General features: G+C 62.1%; 12 protein-coding genes. 9 read left to right on the top strand and 3 right to left on the bottom strand.

Going from position 1 to position 17,052, the window contains the following annotated elements:
* Positions 1-114 precede the first annotated feature (114 nt).
* Genes AC1RNP_RS18165 through AC1RNP_RS18140 form a run of 6 tightly spaced genes read left to right on the top strand, consistent with a single transcriptional unit; the run spans position 115 to position 7,826 of the window.
* Positions 115-3,357 carry a tape measure protein gene (locus AC1RNP_RS18165; protein WP_493052701.1) on the top strand — a complete coding sequence of 1,081 codons (3,243 nt, stop codon included), beginning with the start codon at positions 115-117 and terminating at the stop codon, positions 3,355-3,357.
* A complete protein-coding gene (locus AC1RNP_RS18160) occupies positions 3,354-4,241 on the top strand; it encodes a hypothetical protein (RefSeq protein WP_493052700.1) in 888 nt (295 codons plus the stop codon). The genes AC1RNP_RS18165 and AC1RNP_RS18160 overlap by 4 nt, the downstream gene beginning before the upstream one ends.
* A complete protein-coding gene (locus AC1RNP_RS18155) occupies positions 4,241-5,140 on the top strand; it encodes a hypothetical protein (RefSeq protein WP_493052699.1) in 900 nt (299 codons plus the stop codon). The genes AC1RNP_RS18160 and AC1RNP_RS18155 overlap by 1 nt, the downstream gene beginning before the upstream one ends.
* Complete coding sequence (locus tag AC1RNP_RS18150; protein ID WP_493052698.1) at positions 5,140-6,792, top strand: hypothetical protein; 1,653 nt, start codon at positions 5,140-5,142, stop codon at positions 6,790-6,792. Before AC1RNP_RS18155 ends, AC1RNP_RS18150 begins: the two co-directional genes overlap by 1 nt.
* The gene (locus tag AC1RNP_RS18145; RefSeq protein ID WP_493052697.1) at positions 6,782-7,600 is read left to right on the top strand and encodes a phage BR0599 family protein; all 819 of its coding nucleotides are present in this window, start codon (positions 6,782-6,784) and stop codon (positions 7,598-7,600) included. The genes AC1RNP_RS18150 and AC1RNP_RS18145 overlap by 11 nt, the downstream gene beginning before the upstream one ends.
* A 1-nt stretch (position 7,601) precedes the next feature.
* The gene (locus AC1RNP_RS18140) at positions 7,602-7,826 is read left to right on the top strand and encodes a hypothetical protein (RefSeq protein ID WP_493052696.1); all 225 of its coding nucleotides are present in this window, start codon (positions 7,602-7,604) and stop codon (positions 7,824-7,826) included.
* Between the two features lie 17 nt (positions 7,827-7,843).
* Here AC1RNP_RS18140 and AC1RNP_RS18135 read toward each other — a convergent pair whose 3' ends face one another.
* Positions 7,844-8,197, bottom strand: coding sequence for a hypothetical protein (locus tag AC1RNP_RS18135; RefSeq protein ID WP_493052695.1), 354 nt, complete (start codon positions 8,195-8,197; stop codon positions 7,844-7,846).
* Between the two features lie 222 nt (positions 8,198-8,419).
* Between AC1RNP_RS18135 and AC1RNP_RS18130 the strand changes: the two genes are divergently transcribed.
* Genes AC1RNP_RS18130 through AC1RNP_RS18120 form a run of 3 tightly spaced genes read left to right on the top strand, consistent with a single transcriptional unit; the run spans position 8,420 to position 11,566 of the window.
* Positions 8,420-8,611 (top strand): hypothetical protein, encoded by a 192-nt coding sequence (locus AC1RNP_RS18130; RefSeq protein ID WP_493052694.1) that lies wholly within the window; start codon positions 8,420-8,422, stop codon positions 8,609-8,611.
* Positions 8,601-10,802 carry a phage tail protein gene (locus AC1RNP_RS18125; protein ID WP_493052693.1) on the top strand — a complete coding sequence of 734 codons (2,202 nt, stop codon included), beginning with the start codon at positions 8,601-8,603 and terminating at the stop codon, positions 10,800-10,802. The genes AC1RNP_RS18130 and AC1RNP_RS18125 overlap by 11 nt, the downstream gene beginning before the upstream one ends.
* A 17-nt stretch (positions 10,803-10,819) precedes the next feature.
* Positions 10,820-11,566, top strand: coding sequence for a hypothetical protein (locus AC1RNP_RS18120; RefSeq protein WP_493052692.1), 747 nt, complete (start codon positions 10,820-10,822; stop codon positions 11,564-11,566).
* 164 nt (positions 11,567-11,730) lie between these two features.
* Here AC1RNP_RS18120 and AC1RNP_RS18115 read toward each other — a convergent pair whose 3' ends face one another.
* Both AC1RNP_RS18115 and AC1RNP_RS18110 read right to left on the bottom strand, forming a co-directional pair.
* Complete coding sequence (locus AC1RNP_RS18115) at positions 11,731-12,111, bottom strand: SEL1-like repeat protein (protein ID WP_493052691.1); 381 nt, start codon at positions 12,109-12,111, stop codon at positions 11,731-11,733.
* 23 nt (positions 12,112-12,134) lie between these two features.
* Entirely contained in the window at positions 12,135-16,982 is a 4,848-nt protein-coding gene (locus AC1RNP_RS18110) for an RHS repeat-associated core domain-containing protein (RefSeq protein WP_493052690.1), read from the bottom strand.
* Between the last annotated feature and the right edge of the window lie 70 nt (positions 16,983-17,052).

Genomic DNA, 17,052 nt, shown 5'->3' with positions numbered 1-17,052 from the left:
CGAAGATAACAAATCGGTCCTGAGCGACTCATCACACACAATTTCTTACTTACAAATATTTAACGAGATTCAGCAAAGCCGTCTTCGTGACGGCTTTTTTGTTGCCTGACACCAGTGACCACTCGCGACACCACCATCACCCTGCTGATTCGGGCGAACGCGGCGCAGCTGAACGCTGCACTCCAAGGCGCTAGCAATCGCACTCGTGCCTTCGCCGCCGATGCTGAGTCCGCCGGCCGTCGTGCGTCCGCGAATTTCTATCGCGCACGCGGCAGCGTCGAGGCCATCGGCCGTCAATTGTCCGTCGCTAAGGCACAACTGCTCGCCTTCGTCGGCATCCAAGGCGCGACGGCGATCATCACCGGCCTCGCCCGCACCGCAGACGGCTACGCCAACCTGACGGCCAAGATTCGCCTTGCCACCGACGGTCAGCAGGCGTTCGCCGCCGCCGAGGCCGCGGTGTTCGACATCGCCCAGCGCACCTCCACTGCGCTCGATGCCACGGCCACGCTGTTCGCGCGCATCAGCACTGCCCTGCGTGACCAGGGTGCCGAGCAAGGCGAAGTCCTGGGGCTGACCGAGACGATCAACCAAGCCCTCGCCGTCTCCGGCGCCACCGGCGCGGAAGCGGCTTCGGCCGTGCTGCAGCTGAGCCAGGCCTTCGGCGCTGGCGCGCTGCGCGGTGAGGAGTTCAACGCGGTCAACGAAGCGTCGCCGCGCCTGATGCAGGCGTTGGCCGACAGTATCGGCGTGCCGCGCGGCGCACTGAAGGCACTGGCCTCCGAAGGCGAGTTGACAACCGATGTGCTGCGCGAGGCGTTCTCCGGCGAGCAGGCGCGCAAGATCGCCGCCGAGTTCGCGCAGCTGCCGCTCACCATCGGCCGCAGCCTGACCCAGCTGGACAACGCCTTCACCCGCTTCATCGGGCAAGGCGACCAGGTCAGCGGCACGTCGAGTGCCATCGCCAATGCGATCTCGGGGCTGGCACGCAATCTCGATACCGTTTCGAATGTCATGGGCGTGGTGGCGGTCGCCGCCGCCGGACGCTTGGTGTCGGGCCTCGTGGCTGCAACCACAGCGAAGGTGCGCTCGGCGATCGAGGCTCGTACGCTGGCTGTGGCCGAACTGCGCGAGGCGCAGGCGGCAGAGACTGCCGCCGTCGCTCAGGTCGCGCGCGCTCGTGCGCTCGCCGCTTCCGGCTACAGTCTCGCGCAGGTGACCGCTGCCGAGACCGCGCTCGCCGCGGCGCAGACGCGTACCGCCGCGGCGACACAGGCAGCGTCGTTTGCCGTGCGCGGCTTCAATACGGTGCTCGGGTTACTCGGCGGGCCGCTTGGGATCGCCATCACCGCGATCACCCTGCTCGGCACGTCCTTCGCTTCGGCGCGCGCTAATGCCGAGGGCGCCACCGCGGCGTTCCGCGGCGCGATTGAGGCCGCGAACAGCTTTCGCGAGAGTCAGGATCTCGACGCAGGCGTCCGCGCTGGTCGCGACCTGGACGCCCAGCGCGACCAGCTGCGCCGTGAATTGCAGTCACTGGAGAACCTGCGCGCCGGTGGCGGTGGCTTCCACCTCAACGAAGGCGCCAGCGCCGGCCAGTTCCTGTTCGGCGACGATCTCAATAAAGAGATCCAGCGCGTCAGTACGGCGCTCGACACCACTCGCACAAAATATCAGCAGGTACTCGACAACGTCGTGCGGCTGCGCCAAGCGCAGTCCACCGGCACGCGCACCACCGAACAGTCGGCCAAGGCGGCGAACGAGTTCAACAAGACGCTCACCGAGCAAAACGAGAAGCTCAAGCTCGAGCGCATCGAGCGGGAGAAGGGCCTACGCGCTTCTCTCGAGTATCAGGCGCTGCAGGCAGCCGGCGTCAAGGATGTCTCGCAGCTCAGCCAAGCCACACGCGATCTGATCGATGCGCAGGTACGCGAACAGGCCGCGGCGAAAGCATCCGCCGATGCCGCCAAGGCTGGAACCCGCGCCACGCGCGAAGCGGCGAAGGCCCGTAAGGACGCTTCGAGGGACGACGACGATGCGAAGAAGAAGGCCGATCAGCGCAAGCTCGAACTAGACGACCTTGTCGCCGACGCGCAGACCTCGCTGCTGCGCGCACGCGGCGAAGACGCGCAGGCCCGCCAACAGGAATTGAGCCGCCAATACACCACCGCGCTCGCCGATCTGCGCAAGCTCGGCCGCACGCAGGACGTGGCCACGATCGACCTGCATATCCGCACGGAGACGGCCCGCGCGGAACTGGAGCAGTTGCAGAGCCAGATCGATCGCCTCTTCGGTGAACAGTCCCGGCAGGAGCAGTCGATCGAGTCCCGCCAGAACGCGGGTCTGCTCACGGAACTGGGCGCACGCCGTGAGTTGCTGACGCTCCATGCGCAGACGGCGGAACAAGTCTCCGCACTGCTCCCACAGATGGAGGCGCTGGCGCGCGTCACCGGCGATCCGACCGCAGTCGAGCGCGTGCGCGATCTCGCCGTGCAGGTCGGCCTGCTCAAGGTACAGGCCAACGAACTGGTGCAGTCGCTCTCGCGCGGCTTCGAGCAAGGGTTGTCCAGCGCACTGGAAGGCATCGCCACCGGCACGCTGTCGATCCGCGATGCCGTCAATGCGCTGCTCCAGGATGTGGCCCGATCGCTGGCCCAGCTCGCCGCCCAGCAATTGGCGGCGCTGGCTACCAACAAGCTGCTCTCGCTCTTTGGCAAGGGCAAAACGCCGGATGTGTCCTCGCCAGATCCCGCGCAAGCCGCGGCGGCCGGCACCGCCTATGCCGCGCCGATCGGCGCCGCCGCTTTCGCGCTGTCGGCCAGCGCAGCGCCTCTGCTGGCGGCAGCGACCGCGCTCTCGGCCTCTGCCGCTCAACTGGCCGCGGCCGGCGCGGGGAGTGCTGGAGGTGGCGAAGGTGGCGATGGCGCCAGCAACTTCGGCGCCTGGTTCAAGCTGGCCTCCTCGCTGTTCAGTGGTTTTGCACAAGGTGGCTTATTGCGTGGCCCCGGCACCGCCACCAGCGACAGCATCCTGATTCGCGGCTCGGACGGCGAGTATGTCGTGCGCAATGCCGCCGTGCGCCATTACGGCGTTGGCTTCATGGATGCGCTCAATCGAATGGCGCTGCCACGCACCACCGTCGCGCCGCCGCAGATCGCGCGCGCACCGCAGTATCGCTTCGCTGAAGGTGGACTGGTGCAAGCCGGTCCCGGTGGCACCGCGGTGAACCTACGCAACATCAATCTCTTCGACATCAACGATCTCGCCCAGGCCGTGTTCAACCACGCCGGCTTCGAACGCGCGTCCCTGAACGTCATCAGTTCCAATCCCGCCAAGATCAACCGCGCGCTCGCATGATTACCACCACCGGCACGTGCAACGGCCATTTCAACTTCATGGCCGTGGTGCGCGACTTCGCGCTTGCGCTTCCTGAACCTGATGCCTGGACTTTGCTCGCCGGCAAGGCAACCGGGCCACTCATCCAGGGTGACGAACTGATCCTGCAGGGGCCCGCGTTGAACGGTCAGCGCCCGAAGTTCGGCATGCTCGCCTACACCGATGCCGGCGTCGGCTATTGGAATGTCGGCATGACCGGGCTGACCACCTTCAATGCCGGGGCATCGCTGCTCAATCAGGTCAATCGCAGCGGCGGCAAACAAATCCTGCTCAGCGCCAACCCGATGCGCTATCGGCTGATCGGCACCTCGCGTCAGATCAAAGGCTGGGTGCGCGTGGGCAATATCTACCAGCATTTCTATGCGGGGTTCGGGCTGGCGCAGTCGTTCCCGGATGACTATCCGTATCCGATGGCGATCGGCGGATGCAGTACGTCCACGACGATGCTCACGTCTAACACGGGGCCTACGCACCGCGCCTACTGGAATGCCGGCCGCTACACCCTGGCCGTGTGCCTGCCGGGCGGAACATGGGCCGATCTGTCGAACCGCGATGCTAGTGACTCCGTCGAATCCAACAGCTACGGCATCGCGCCCTGGCACGACTGGCTCGGATTATCGAACGAGCGCGATGCGCTGGACGGCACGTACCCGCCAGAGATGAGTCTGGTGATGTGCGCCTCGCCGGTCAAAGCGACGTTGATGCATCTGGAAGGCGTCTACCGGGTCAGCGGCTACAGCCAGGCCGCCGAAAGCACATTTACGTATGGCGGAAAGACCTACGAGGCGCTTCCGAACACGTTCCGCACCTCGATCAACGAATTCTGTGCGCTAGAGATCGGCTGATGTATCTGGAGGTCGCCACCAACATCGGCAGTCCGGCCGAGGTCATCGATCGCATTGGCGCATTCGCACAGTCCGCCGGCTGGACGATCGCCGCCAACACGATTGTCGGCAGTAACCGGACACTGATCGTGCGCAAGTCCGGCAACTTCGTCCAGCTCGCCAATGTCAATGCAGCGGACATCACTGTGCGCGGCTCGACCGCCCAGGGCAGCGACTTCTCGTCCTTCACCGCCACGGCGAACCTCGGCGCCGGTCCCTACGCGAAGGTGTACCTGTTCGCTGATGAGGTGCCGACTGAGCATGTCTATGCCGTTGTGGAGATGTCCGCCGGCTTCGTGCGCGTGATTGCACTCGGCGAAGTCGAGAAAACCGGGGTCTGGAGCGGCGGCACGTTCTTCGACGCCACGAACTGGTCGACCGGCAACACGACGCGCGGCAGCTGGCAATCGCAGAACCATGCACTCTTCTCGGTGGACCGCTCGCCGTCGAGCGGTGGGGTACGGGTCGATGCCGAGAGCCTCAAATGGGCCAACTTCGGCGGATCCAGCGCCGGGAGCTATCTGCGCTGCGACACCGGGATTTCAGCGAACGGCCAGTCTTCCGGCTACCTGAAGACGCATGTCGATCTGGATTTGAACGACCACAATCAGCGCCGCATTGGCCGCCCGATCAAGCTCGGTGTCCTGCGCGCGGGCAGTCAGTACTCGCCGATCGGATTCCTGCCGAACATCCGCTTCATCCGAATCGATACCTTCAACTTCGGCCAAGAAGTGGCGGATCCGGACGGCGGCACGTGGAAGATCTTCCCGCTGACCCGCAAGGGCCTGCCGCCGAACCTGAACAACTCGACGCTGGACTACAGCGATGTCTATGGCTATGCGATTCGCAAGGTCGCCTGATGCTGCTCCAACTGGAGAACCCGAACCGGATCCCGCGTCTGGTGCCGGATGCGCCGTGGACCGGCGGCTACGCACCATTGCGGGAAATGGCAGGCACGGTGGGTGCGCTCGACCGAACTCCATTCGGCATGCTGGTATTGCAGCGCCAGGGCGCATTCTGCCGCACTGTCTTCGATGATTTTTACGGCCGCATCCACTACAGCGCCGTCGACTTCGATCTCGGCGCGCTAGTCGGCGAGACCAGCCGCACGCTGATCGTCTTCAACGCCACCTTCCAGACTCAGCAGCTGCAGGCAATCACGGGACAGGACGTCGAAGGCATCGATCTCTCGCCCGAAGCGCCACTGGACTTCGCCGCGCTGCAATCGCGGATCTTCCGGCTCGACATCCACGTCGATGGTCCGCCCGTAGTCGATGGCCGCTATACCTTCGATTGGGCCGCGTGGCGCGACACGGTCGTCACGGTGCGCGGTCTGCGCATCGTGGCCTGGCCGGTGCCGCCGCACTGGGACACGGGCATTCGCGAGACGCTCGCCTTCAAGACCGAGGTGCAGGAAGGTGGCCGCAGCGCATCGCACAAGCGTGCACTGCGCCTAGCGCCACGCCGCTCGTTCGAGTTCGAGGTGAAAGCCGCCGGCCGCGAGCGCCGCGTGCTCGATGCGGTCCTGGCCGACTGGAGCGCCCGTACCTGGGCCTTGCCCATCTGGCATGACGGCTGGCGACTGCGCGCGCCGCTGGCTGCCGGCACCACCACCATCCCGTTGGACACCGCCGGCCGGGACTTCGTCGCCGGCGGGCTGATCATGCTCTACCGCGACCTGCATCAATACGAGGTGGCCGAGGTACAGGCCGTCGAGGCGCAGCAGCTGGCGCTCAAGCGTCCGCTAACATCCGCGTGGCCACTGCCCACGCGCCTGTACCCCTGCCGCACCGCCCACGTCGGGGCTCCCGGCCAGGGCCGACTGTGGAATGACGAGACCGGGCTATACACGCTCAATTTTGATTTGATTGAAGCCAGCGACTGGCCGGCGGCCTGGCCGGGTTCGATGTACCGCGGTGCCCCGGTGCTGGAATGGCGCCCGGTGGAGCAGGAAGACTCGACCGTCGCGCATGAGCGCGCCGTCGACACCATCGATGTCGAGACGAGCATCCCCGACCTGATCGATCGTCTCGGCGTGAACCTGCGCGCATCGGGCTTCCAGTGGTGGCTCGGCGGACGTCTCCTCGCGACGCGTTTTCGCAGCCTGCTGTATGCCTTCAACGGACGATTGAACGAAGCGTGGCTGCCGAGTTTCACCGCCGACCTGAAGCTGCTCACTGACCTCGGCGGCGGCGCAATCGACGTCGAGTGGTGCGCCTACACCCGCCACCAGCGCGGCCGCATCGATCGCCAGGATGTCCGCATCGAACTGATCGACGGCGCCGTTCACTATCGTCGCATCGGCGACGCGCTCGAATTGGACGGCGATCGCGAACGCCTGGTCCTGGATAGCCCATTCGTGGATCCGATTCCAAAGGAACGCGTGCGCCAAGTCAGCTTCATGGCGCTCTCGGAACTGGCAAGCGACACGATCGAGTGGACGCACACCGTGGACGATGATGGCGTCAATACGGTCGGGTTGGCGCTGCGCGGGGTGAAGCATGCCCGCTGATATCGCCGACTTCTTTGGTGCAGGGTCGCCTGCGATCCACCTGTTCGACTTCGTGCGCGACACCCGGCACTGGGGCTACACCAGCGCCGACCGGCCGCTGTTCTACCGCGGCCAGCTGTTCACCCCAGCCAACCTCGTGCGCAGCCGCATCGTGCAGGGCCAGGAGACGCGCAAGCTCACGATCACGGTCACCGCGCCGAAGACGCTACCCGTGGTCGAGAACTGGCGGCCGTTTCCACCGAGCGACCCGGTGGCCTTGACGATCTTCGCCAAGGAAGCCGGCGCGCTTGATGTGCTCGGTGACTGGACCGGTCGCGTGGTCGGCTGCGTGCCGAAGGACGCCAACGTTGAATTCTCCTGCGAACCGGAAGCGACACAAGCCGAGACTGCGACGCTGACGCGCGCCTGGCAGCGGGGCTGCGGCCACGTCCTCTACTCGCAAGGCGAAGGGATGTGCAACGTCAACCCGCTCGATCATCGCCTGCCCGCGGCGCTCGACGCAGTCGATGGCGTCACCCTCCAATCCGCCGCCTTCCTCGCCCTTCCCTCGGGTCGGCTGGCTGGTGGCTTTGTGGAGTGGAAGCGCGCCGATGGCCTCGGCGAACGGCGCAACATCGAAACGCACGTCGGCAATGCCATCACGCTTGACATGGGCGCGCTGAACCTCGCAGCGGGCCTCTCGCTCGACGCCTATCCCGGCTGCAATCAGAGCCCGGAGGACTGCGACTACTACGACAACCTCGACAACTATGACGGCGCGCTCTACATGCCGCTGCGCGATTACTACGACGGCAATCCAGTGAATTGAGATGTATACCTGGGTCTACTACGTCATCTATGCCGTCATCGCGATCTATAGCTACACGCGGCAGCCCAAGCCTCCGAAACCCTCCCCTGGGCAAACGCAGCGCCCGGTGACCGAGGAAGGCAAGACCATGATCGAAGTGTTCGGGGATGTCGTGATCGCCGACATCGTCATGCTCTATTTCGAGGACCTCGATCCGATTCCGATCAAGGGAAAAGGCAAGAAGTAGCAGCCGTCGCGGACGGACTACCGATGCAATCTGCGCATCACCGCTTCAACGATCGGCCGCGCCTCCACCCAATCCAACCGCGAATCCCCGCGAGTACGCTCGTAGCAGTTCGAGAGATCTTGCTCGACGTCGCGAAGCGATCGCCCTTTCGTCCGCAGAAAGGCATCCAACCCGAGCTTGATCGCTGGCTCAACGTCAGATTGCGACAGAGTTCCCAACACCTCCGGATCGCTATAGATGCGGCGCCAATGCCTGAGTTCTGACTCCATGTTCACAAACTCACGCCCTGCACTGATGCCGTTGTAATGCCAACGCTCCTCATCTTTACGCGATCTTGTCGCATCCATCCCCAAAGCCATGCGCCGATCCATCAATGCTCTTTCTCTCGATCGAGTACCCATGCTTGCTCCTTTGAGTGCATCGCGAAGAACGACATTGCCCCTATTCAGGCGTGGAAAATTCTTCCGGCTGCGGGTTCGTGATTTCGTTAGAGAAATGTTCAAAACGCGCAAATCTGTGCGCTAGATCCGCAATCGCACATCGAACTCTGAACAGTTCACGCTCAAGGAACACGTCTTAATCCTGTGCTGATCGTGACCAATGCGGACCGCCGCGCGCTGGCGTTCTGCAGCAGCGGCGCGCGCCTGTGGTTTGCGCGCCACAACCTGGACTGGACGCAGTTCCTGTTGCACGGCCTGCCGGCCGACGCCTTCGAGGCGATCGGGGACGCATTCGCCATCGAGATCATCGCGCAGGCACGCAAGCGAGTGTCCGATGGGCAGTAGCAAGAAGCCCACGCTCGGCTACTGGTATCCGCGTGTCCTCCACTTCGGCGTCAGCCTTCCGGTGGACGAGCTGGTCGAGATCATCGCCGGTGGACGCACTGCCTGGAAAGGTAGCGTCACGCGCAGCCAGCGCATTTGGATCGCCGCCAAGGAGTTGTGGGGCGGCAAGAAAGGCGAAGGCGGCGTCGAGGGCAACGTCGACGTGATGATGGGCGAGCCGGATCAGGCGCCCAACGAATACCTGCGCTCGCGCCAGGGCAATCCGCAGCCGGCCTACCGCGGCAAGTTCACGCTGCTGTTTGCCGGTACGTTGTTTGGGGCGATGAACCCGTACCTGAAGCCGGTCGCCGTGCGCGTGCGCAAGGCGCTCATGGGCTGGGATGGCGCCCCGTGGTATCCCGAGAAAGCAGTGATCTGGCTGCAGGACGGCAAGGTCCGGGCGATGAATCCGGCGCACATCCTGTACCGCTCGATCGTCAATCTCGGATCGATGCGCGCGCCGCGCGGCCTCATCGATGACGCCAGCTTCCGGGCTGCGGCCGATTACTACTTCGAGCAGAAATTCGGGATCTGCACGACCTATGACGGCAGCCAGTCGGTCTCGGATTTTCGCAAGCGCATTGCGTTCGTCGCCGGTTGCAACTATTGGCAGGACCGGCGCGATGGCCGCTATCGCCTGCAGCCGATCACTGCCGGCTACGACTTCGATTCGTTGCCGATCGTCACTCAGGACGATGTGGACGAATTCGAGGAGGTGGCGACCGGCACCACGGATGCGGTCAATCGCCTCTCGGCAACCTGGCGGGATCCGGAGACGCGCCAGGACCGCACCACCGCACCCTACACCCTGCTCGCCGGCGTGCGCAGCGCCGGTCGCGTCATCGCCGACACCGTCGACTATCCCGAGATCGCCGACGAAGCGCTCGCGCTCCGGCTGCTCCAGCGCGATCTCGACACCCGCGGCAAGCCGATCAAGCAGTTCAACCTGACGTTGAAGTCCAGACGACATCAGTTCGATCCGGGGTCGATCTTCCGGCTGCAACTCCCCGAGGAAGGGATCGGTGACATGGTCTGCCGGCTGGCCGAATTGGACCTCGGCACCCTGCTCGAGGCCAAGCCGCGCCTCCAGGTCGCGCAGGATCGCTTCGCGCTGGCCAGCACCAGCTACGTGAAGCCCATCCCCGGCCCGCCCCCTCCGGACATCACCCCACGACCGGCCGAGTTCCGGCAGCTGATCGAGGTGCCCTATGCCCTGCTCGTCGGCAGCCTTGCCGCCGCTGACCTGGCCGCGCTGGCGCCGGATGCCGGCTACCTCGGCATCCTGGCCGCGCGCCCGCCGGTCACCACCACCAACTACACCCTCGCCACAGCCGGCCCCGGTGAGGCGTTCGAGGAGCGCGGCACCGGCGATTGGGCGGTGACCGGCCAGGTCGCCGAGGCGGCCAACGCCGCGCAGCAGACCGTCACCCTGGTCAGCGCCCGCAACCTCGAGCGCATCGCCGTGGGCGAGGCGCTGCTATGGGGTGGCGAGATCGTACGCGTGGTGACGATCGATTGGGACAGCGGCGCGCTGCGCCTCGGCCGCGGTTGCCTGGACACGGTGCCGGCGCCGCATGTCGCGGGCGAGCGTCTGTGGCGGCTGGAAGACCTGGCCAGCGACGAACGCGAGTACAGCCTGGGCGAGACCGTCCGCGCCAAGGTGCTGACCCGCACCCCCGGCGCGCAGCTCGACCTGGATGCCGCGCCCGTAGACAACCTGATCCTGGCCCAGCGCGCCGCACGGCCCTACCCGCCGGCACGTCTGCGTCTCAACGGCGAGGCATACCCGGCGGCCCTGTACGGCCTGCTGACGGCCACCTGGGCGCACCGCGGCCGTGTCCTGCAGGCCGACCAGGTCCTCGACACTGATGCGGCGAGTACGGGTCCCGAGCCGGGGACGACCTACACCGCGCGCTGGTATCTGGACGGTGCGATCTCGCGCACACAGGCAGGCATCACCGGCACGACCGACAGCTACACACCACCAGCCGGCAGCGGCGGCAAGAGCGTGCGCGTGGAGATCGAGGCCGTGCGCGATGGCCTGACCAGCTGGCAGCGCCTCAGGCACACGTTCGCCTATCGCGCCTTACTCGTCACCGAATCCGGCGCGCGCCTGGTCGCCGACGACGGGCGTCCCATCATCCTCCACTAACCCCGGAATCACGCTCGATGCCCGATGTTGCCGAAGTCAAGCTCTCGCAGCTAGCCGCCCAATCCCCTGCCGATGTTGCCGCTGGCGCGACGCTCTGGACCCTGCCCACTGCGATCGGCGGGCTCTATCTCGAATACACCGGCCCGAACAGCCTGCGCGTAACGAGTGGCGCGGCTTGCGTCCCTGGTCTCGGTTTCCTGCTCGACGTACCGAATGCAATCAACAAGACCGGTCTCAACCTGGCTGCTTCGACGCATCATCACGTCTATCTCTATCGCAACGGCACGACGCCCGACATTGAGATCGCGACGACAGCGCCGGCGATCTACCGGGGACGTGCGCGGATCAAGACCGGAGATGCGACGCGTCGCTATGTGGGCACCGCGATCACCAATGCCTCCGGGCAGATCTTGAACTTCTACCACGACGAGACCGGCGTGACCTATCGGGAAACGCAGGATGCCGCCCCCTTCCGCGTTCTCACGAATGGCAAGCAGACGGCCATCACCGCTGTCTCATGCGCCGCGTGCGTGCCGGTGACCGCACGCAAGGTGACCGTGCGGCTGATCAATCTCAGCAACGCCGTACTACTGACCGGCGTCTCAGATGGCAGCAATGCCTGGGCGGCGCTGACGTCCAGTGAGAAGTCATTTCCAAATCATCCGCTCAATGCCAATCAGGAGTTGACGTATCGGTTCAGCGCAACGGTGACCACCGCTGACGGTGGCTACATCGATGTCTATGGGTACGCGCTGGAGAGGTAAGACACTCGCTGGCGAAGTCACCGCGGCGAACACGGTCACGGTGTCGTTCTTCAATCCGACGACGGCTGCGGTGGATCTTGGGAGCCGGACGTTGCGGGCACGGATATGGAAGCAATAAGCACACAAAAAAATCGGCCCGCCAATTGACGGGCCGATTCTTCAGGTCAGGGAGATTTCTTTCCAGGATCAGGATTAATAGCTTCTACTCCACCCCGCCGGTAGCGCTCAAGCTCTTCTTTAGCTTCTTTCGATCCTGCATTTGCCGCCTTTTCCAGCCAGAATGCTCCGCGAGCTTGGTCGCGCGAGCTGGTGCCTTCTTGAAGGAGCCGCAACCCATAACTTCTTTGCGCAACAACATCTCCATTCTCAGCACCGATTTGAAGCCAATAGCTCACCTCTGATGGGGAGGTGTATAGGCTGATGCCCACCAAATCTCCTGCGGCTTCTATGTCTCCGGCAAGAGCTTTCTTTTCGGCTTCAGCCTTGCAAGCATCGTCACAAGAATTGAGCTGTACTACTTGAGGCTCTTTAGAAGTCACCGGCATAGCGAGCGAAAGCAGAGAGCAGATTAGAAGCACTGATGTGTGAATGTTTTGCATGATTTTTTGAAAGTCCCAAGACTTGCGTCAGGATTGGCAGTCATTTTTGCTGGATTTGTGTCCGGGATGAGATTTCCAAGAATGATCTTTCCATCCTTAACGCCAACATACAAAGGTGTCGCTTGAACAGGCACACCGGAGATCAAAGCTAAATCACTGGCAATCGAACGTCCATTTATGACAGGGTAACCTGCAGTGCAAGCAGCAAGCACTATCTTTTTGTACTTACCCTTCTTAAATCTATCTTTAATTTGATCCCATAGCTGTTGTGCACTAATGTGCTCCCTGTTTGGCCCATGTAGATACAGTGTTTCGACATATGCATGAGAGGCAACTGTAAATACCCCAGGTGGTGAAACATACTCTTGGAATCCGTTATACAACTCCACGTCTCTGGCTGCATTGTACCAATTCACCTCAGCTGCCAAACCCAACGAGTCAATTAAGTTAACAGGATTGCCACTTACGTACATGTAAGGATTGATCCCACCCGCCAGCCCAATTGGATCAACCTGCAAGTATCCACCCTTGTTCTCATCATAGTACCGGTTCACGTTGTACCAGAACCCGGTCTCCTTGTCGTAGTACTGGCCTGGGAATCCAACATTCAAGCCTCCGATGGCATCCAGCCCTACGGTGCGATTGAACGGATAGTTGTTCCCCCGCCACTTCACTGTCTTTGCGGCATCGGTCACAAGTTCCGGCCGCCCCAGGTGATCGTTGTGGATGTAATAGAACTGGCCGCTGCGGACCATGCCCACCAGTTCGCCGCCGAACCACAGGTAGTTCGTCCAGACGTCGCCGTTGTCCTGGTGCTCGCTTAGCAGTTGGCTCTCCGGCGTGTAGACATAACGAAAATCCCCTTGCGGCGCGGTCTTGAACGTGCGCTCGTTGAACACGTTGTACTGGTACGCCGCCACCTGCACCCCGTCCCGGCTCACCGACTGTAGCCGGTTGAAGCCGTTGTAGGTCAGCGTCAGGCCGTACGCACTGGTGGTGTTGCCAGCGGCGTCGTAGCCGAAAGCGACAGTCTGCCCGCCACCGATCGTGTTCAGACGATTGTTGTCGCCATCGATGGCATAAGTGTCCGTCCGGGTGGTCTGGCCGTTCTTGACCACTTCCAGTTTGGTCCGGTTGCCCGTGCTGTCGTAGGAGTAGGTCCAAGTGCCATCGACAGTGAGGTCGAACTGCCGCACGCGCGAGAGGCCGTCGTAGTCGTAATCCTGCGAGTTGGTGCTGTAGGGGGCGTTGGTGATCTCATCGATGCGATTGTTGTCATCGAAGAGGTAGGTCAAGCTCTGCAGCGGACTGGTGCCACTGGTGCTAATCGCATAGGGCTGACCGTCCTTGTTGTAGCCGATCAGGCGCTTCAGGCCATTGCCATAGGTCCAGCCGTTGGCCGGGCCGAAGGGCTCGTACGTGGCGCCACTGATGACCGTAGTCTTCACCGTGCCGATCGTTACCTCCATTGTGGTCGGCTTGTCGCGGTTATAGGCGTAAGTGACCTTCATGTCGTTGGGATACTGGATCGTGGTCAGCCGTCCAGCTACGTCATAGGTGTAATTGGTCGAGTAGTCACTTTGAACTCCTGCTCCTTCCTTACCCTTGATGATATCCCGCCGCACTGTCATGTTGCCGAAGCGGTCATAGTCGAACAGGACATTCGTTCCTAGGATTCCGGTCGAGCACAGCCGTCCCTTGCCGAAGTTGCCGCAGGCATCGTAGGCCCACAGTTGCTCTCGATTACCGGTCGCGGTGTAAATCCTCTTCAGGCGATTGAGAGCGTCATAGGTGTAATCCCACTTGACGCCGCGAGCGTCAACCTTGGTCATAAGGTTGCCGGCGCTGTCATAGGTGTAGGTCGTGGTTTTGCGATCCGGGCTAACCTCCTGGGTGGCGTCGCCGAAGGCGTTGTAAGTATAGGTCGAGGCTTTTTTCCGGGGATCGATGACCTTGGTCAGGTTGTCGAGAGTGTCATATTCGAAGCTTGTCTCGACCTTCAAGCCTGTTTCGTCTTCCAACATGCTGGTCAGGCGGTCCAACGCGTCATAGCCCTGACGAGTACGGTGCGCCAGCGCATCGGTCACTGTCTCCGAATTGCCATTCTCGTCGTAGGTGAAGCTGGTCTTGTTCGGCGCCGGATCGGAGTCGGATTGGGTTTCCAGTTGACCCAGGACGTTGAAGGTCCGCGCAAGCAGGCGGATTTCGTCCAGGTTGGGACCCTTGAGCACCCGCTCCTTGGTCCGGTTGCCGGCGCTGTCGAGTACGTAATTGACCTTGTTGTCGTCGTCATCCGTGAGATACGTCAGGCGCTGAGCAGCATCGTAGGAGAACCGGATGGACGCGGTGGTCGGGTCTGTGATCTTACGGACGAGCCCGTTGCCCCAATATTCGATCAGGGTGATCTGATCGTCCGTCTCGACACTGTTATTGGTGCCACGTACTTTGCTGGCGGTCAACCAGCCACGGGGGGAATACGCGTAGTCGGTGATGACGCCGTTGGCGTCCTTGACCGAGAGCGGGCGTCCCGCACCGTCGTATTTCAATGTCTCGACGACATGACTGAGAGCATTGGTGACCTTCCACAGGTCGCCCTTGCGGTGTGGGCAGGTTGTCGGCGCTGTCGCACATGTCGCGTCGTCGCTAGCGTAGTAGGTGTACGTCGTGATGTCGCTGACATCCGTACGCGGCCCGTCGACCTTGATGATCTGGCCCAGCAACGGGCAGGTGCCGGCCGTGATGTCAGCTTGCTCGCAATAGGTGATCCGGGTCTGGCGGACGCCTGCCGGCGCATTCGCCAGGGAGCCGCAGGTGTAATCCTTTGCACCGGAGACGGCCGGGTCCACCGAGCAGGTCTCCGTGCGCCGTCCATTGGCATCGTAGACCAGCGAGTCGATGCGCTTGAGCGTTTGCACGCCGTTCTGCAAGCCATACACCTGACGTTTGGTCAGACGATTCTCGTTATTACGCTCGAAGGTTGTCTTGCGTTCCTGCGGTGTCCCCACGGCCTCGGTGAGGCTGGACAGATACGAGGTCGTGGCGGTATCCGTATATGCATACTTGGTGACGATACCCCGCGCATTGGTCGAAGTATCCAAACGCCCCGCGCTGTCATAGGTTTGAGCGCCCGTCCCTGCACTATCTTTAACGTCAAGAACACGATGATAGGTGCCCGGCTGCATGGTGTAGACCTGGGTATCGCCGTTCTCGCTGGTGACGGTGACCTTGTCATCTGTGTCGTAGCGCAACGTGGTCTGGTTGACGTAACCGCCATTGGCATGCAGACGACTGGACGTCACTCGACCATAGGCGTCGTAACCGAACGAGGCGTAGCGCTGATTCGTCTCGTCGGTGATGCCGGTCAGATAGTTCGTGAAATCCGATAGCCCGGCCTCGTGGTAGTGATAGACCTTGCGCTGAGCATTGCCATAGTCGGCAGCTGTTAGGTTGTTATCCGTGTCATACGTGTATGTCACCTTGCTACCGTTCGGCAATGTGATCGTACTCAGGAGGCCATTGCCGGTATATGCGAACGCCAGTGCACGGCCATACACGTCGACGACCTGCGAGAGTCGGCCGGCCGTGTCATAGTCGAGTTCGACATCGCTGTCAGGTGCGTTCGGATCACGAATGCGTAGCAGACGACCGTTCTCATCAAACTCTCGAAGTTCGCCACTGCCGTCGGTCAGGCGAGAACGCACCTCCCCGCTGGAAAACACGTCGAGGAAACGATCCTGGGAATTCACCGCCCGATAACGGCTGCTTGAACCGATCCGTGTGAACTGCTCGTAATAGCCTTCAGGACTGAAACGATAAGAAGTCCCGTCCATGCGCTCGGTATAGGAATGCGCCCATGCACTACCTAGCGTCGTGTTGCCCCGATACTGGTTCAAAGAATGGTAGTAACGGACGAAGGGACGGCCTGCAAACGTAAAGTCTGTTTCCTGACGTGCTTTGTCGCCAGTGGCCGGATAGCAAGGATGTTCGCTTGCGGCCGCAGAACAGGTCTGTTGTATCGAGCCAGTGATGTATGGAGTCCCCGTACCCGGTTTGCACACATAAGGCAACACCGTGGGGTTGGTGTCGGTCGACCAGCCTGTGGCAGGCGCCAGCGTTTGCGGACAGGTAAAACTCGTGATCCGCAGCATCGTATCGGTATCTGTTCTTTGCCCGGTTCCGCACTGCAGAACAACCGTCAACGTCCGCTGCCCATACTCGATGTACCCCTCTTCTGGCGCAGCCAGGACCGTCGAACGCCTTACGATTTCATAAGGTGACTGCCACGCCCCTCCTAGTTGATACGAAGCCACCGTGCAAGATTGCGACGCAGCAATTGCCTGTGCACGTTTCTGTGCTGCTTCCGCTTCGCTTGAGCATGCAGCTGGAACATTCGGATCACCAGCCCGTGTGCAAGTGGGATTTGTTTCGACGAAGTGGTAGCCAGTGGTATAAGTCTTCTCTGCCTCATAATGCCGCGATGCGCCGTAGTGGTAGAAGACATTGGAAGGACTGACGGCGGCGACACTCCTCATCTCCAAATACTTTCCATAGGGGTAATCTGCCCGCATCTTGGCTTCCGCCTCCGTTTTGGAGGGAAAGCATCCACCCTGACCGCTGGATTTGCAGAAACGCACTGTCGGCACAGACTGTGCGCTTGAGGTCGCCGGGATCAGTGACAATCCCATCAGGCATAGCGCCAACAGACAGTAAAATGAAACGATGCGCCGGACCGTGGCTCCTCGCTTTGCATGCCTGGGTTCAGAGATCGCATTCCCTGACGCTCCCGTCTTGACTCTCCTCGTCCCCATCACTTTCATTGTTGACTCCTTAGATCGAACTGCCCCTACCCCAAAGCCATATTCCGGCCGGAATATGGCTGAAATTCTC

Source organism: Luteimonas sp. GW821-FHT14E02, assembly GCF_058803905.1.
This window is presented reverse-complemented; position numbering and strand designations above follow the sequence as displayed.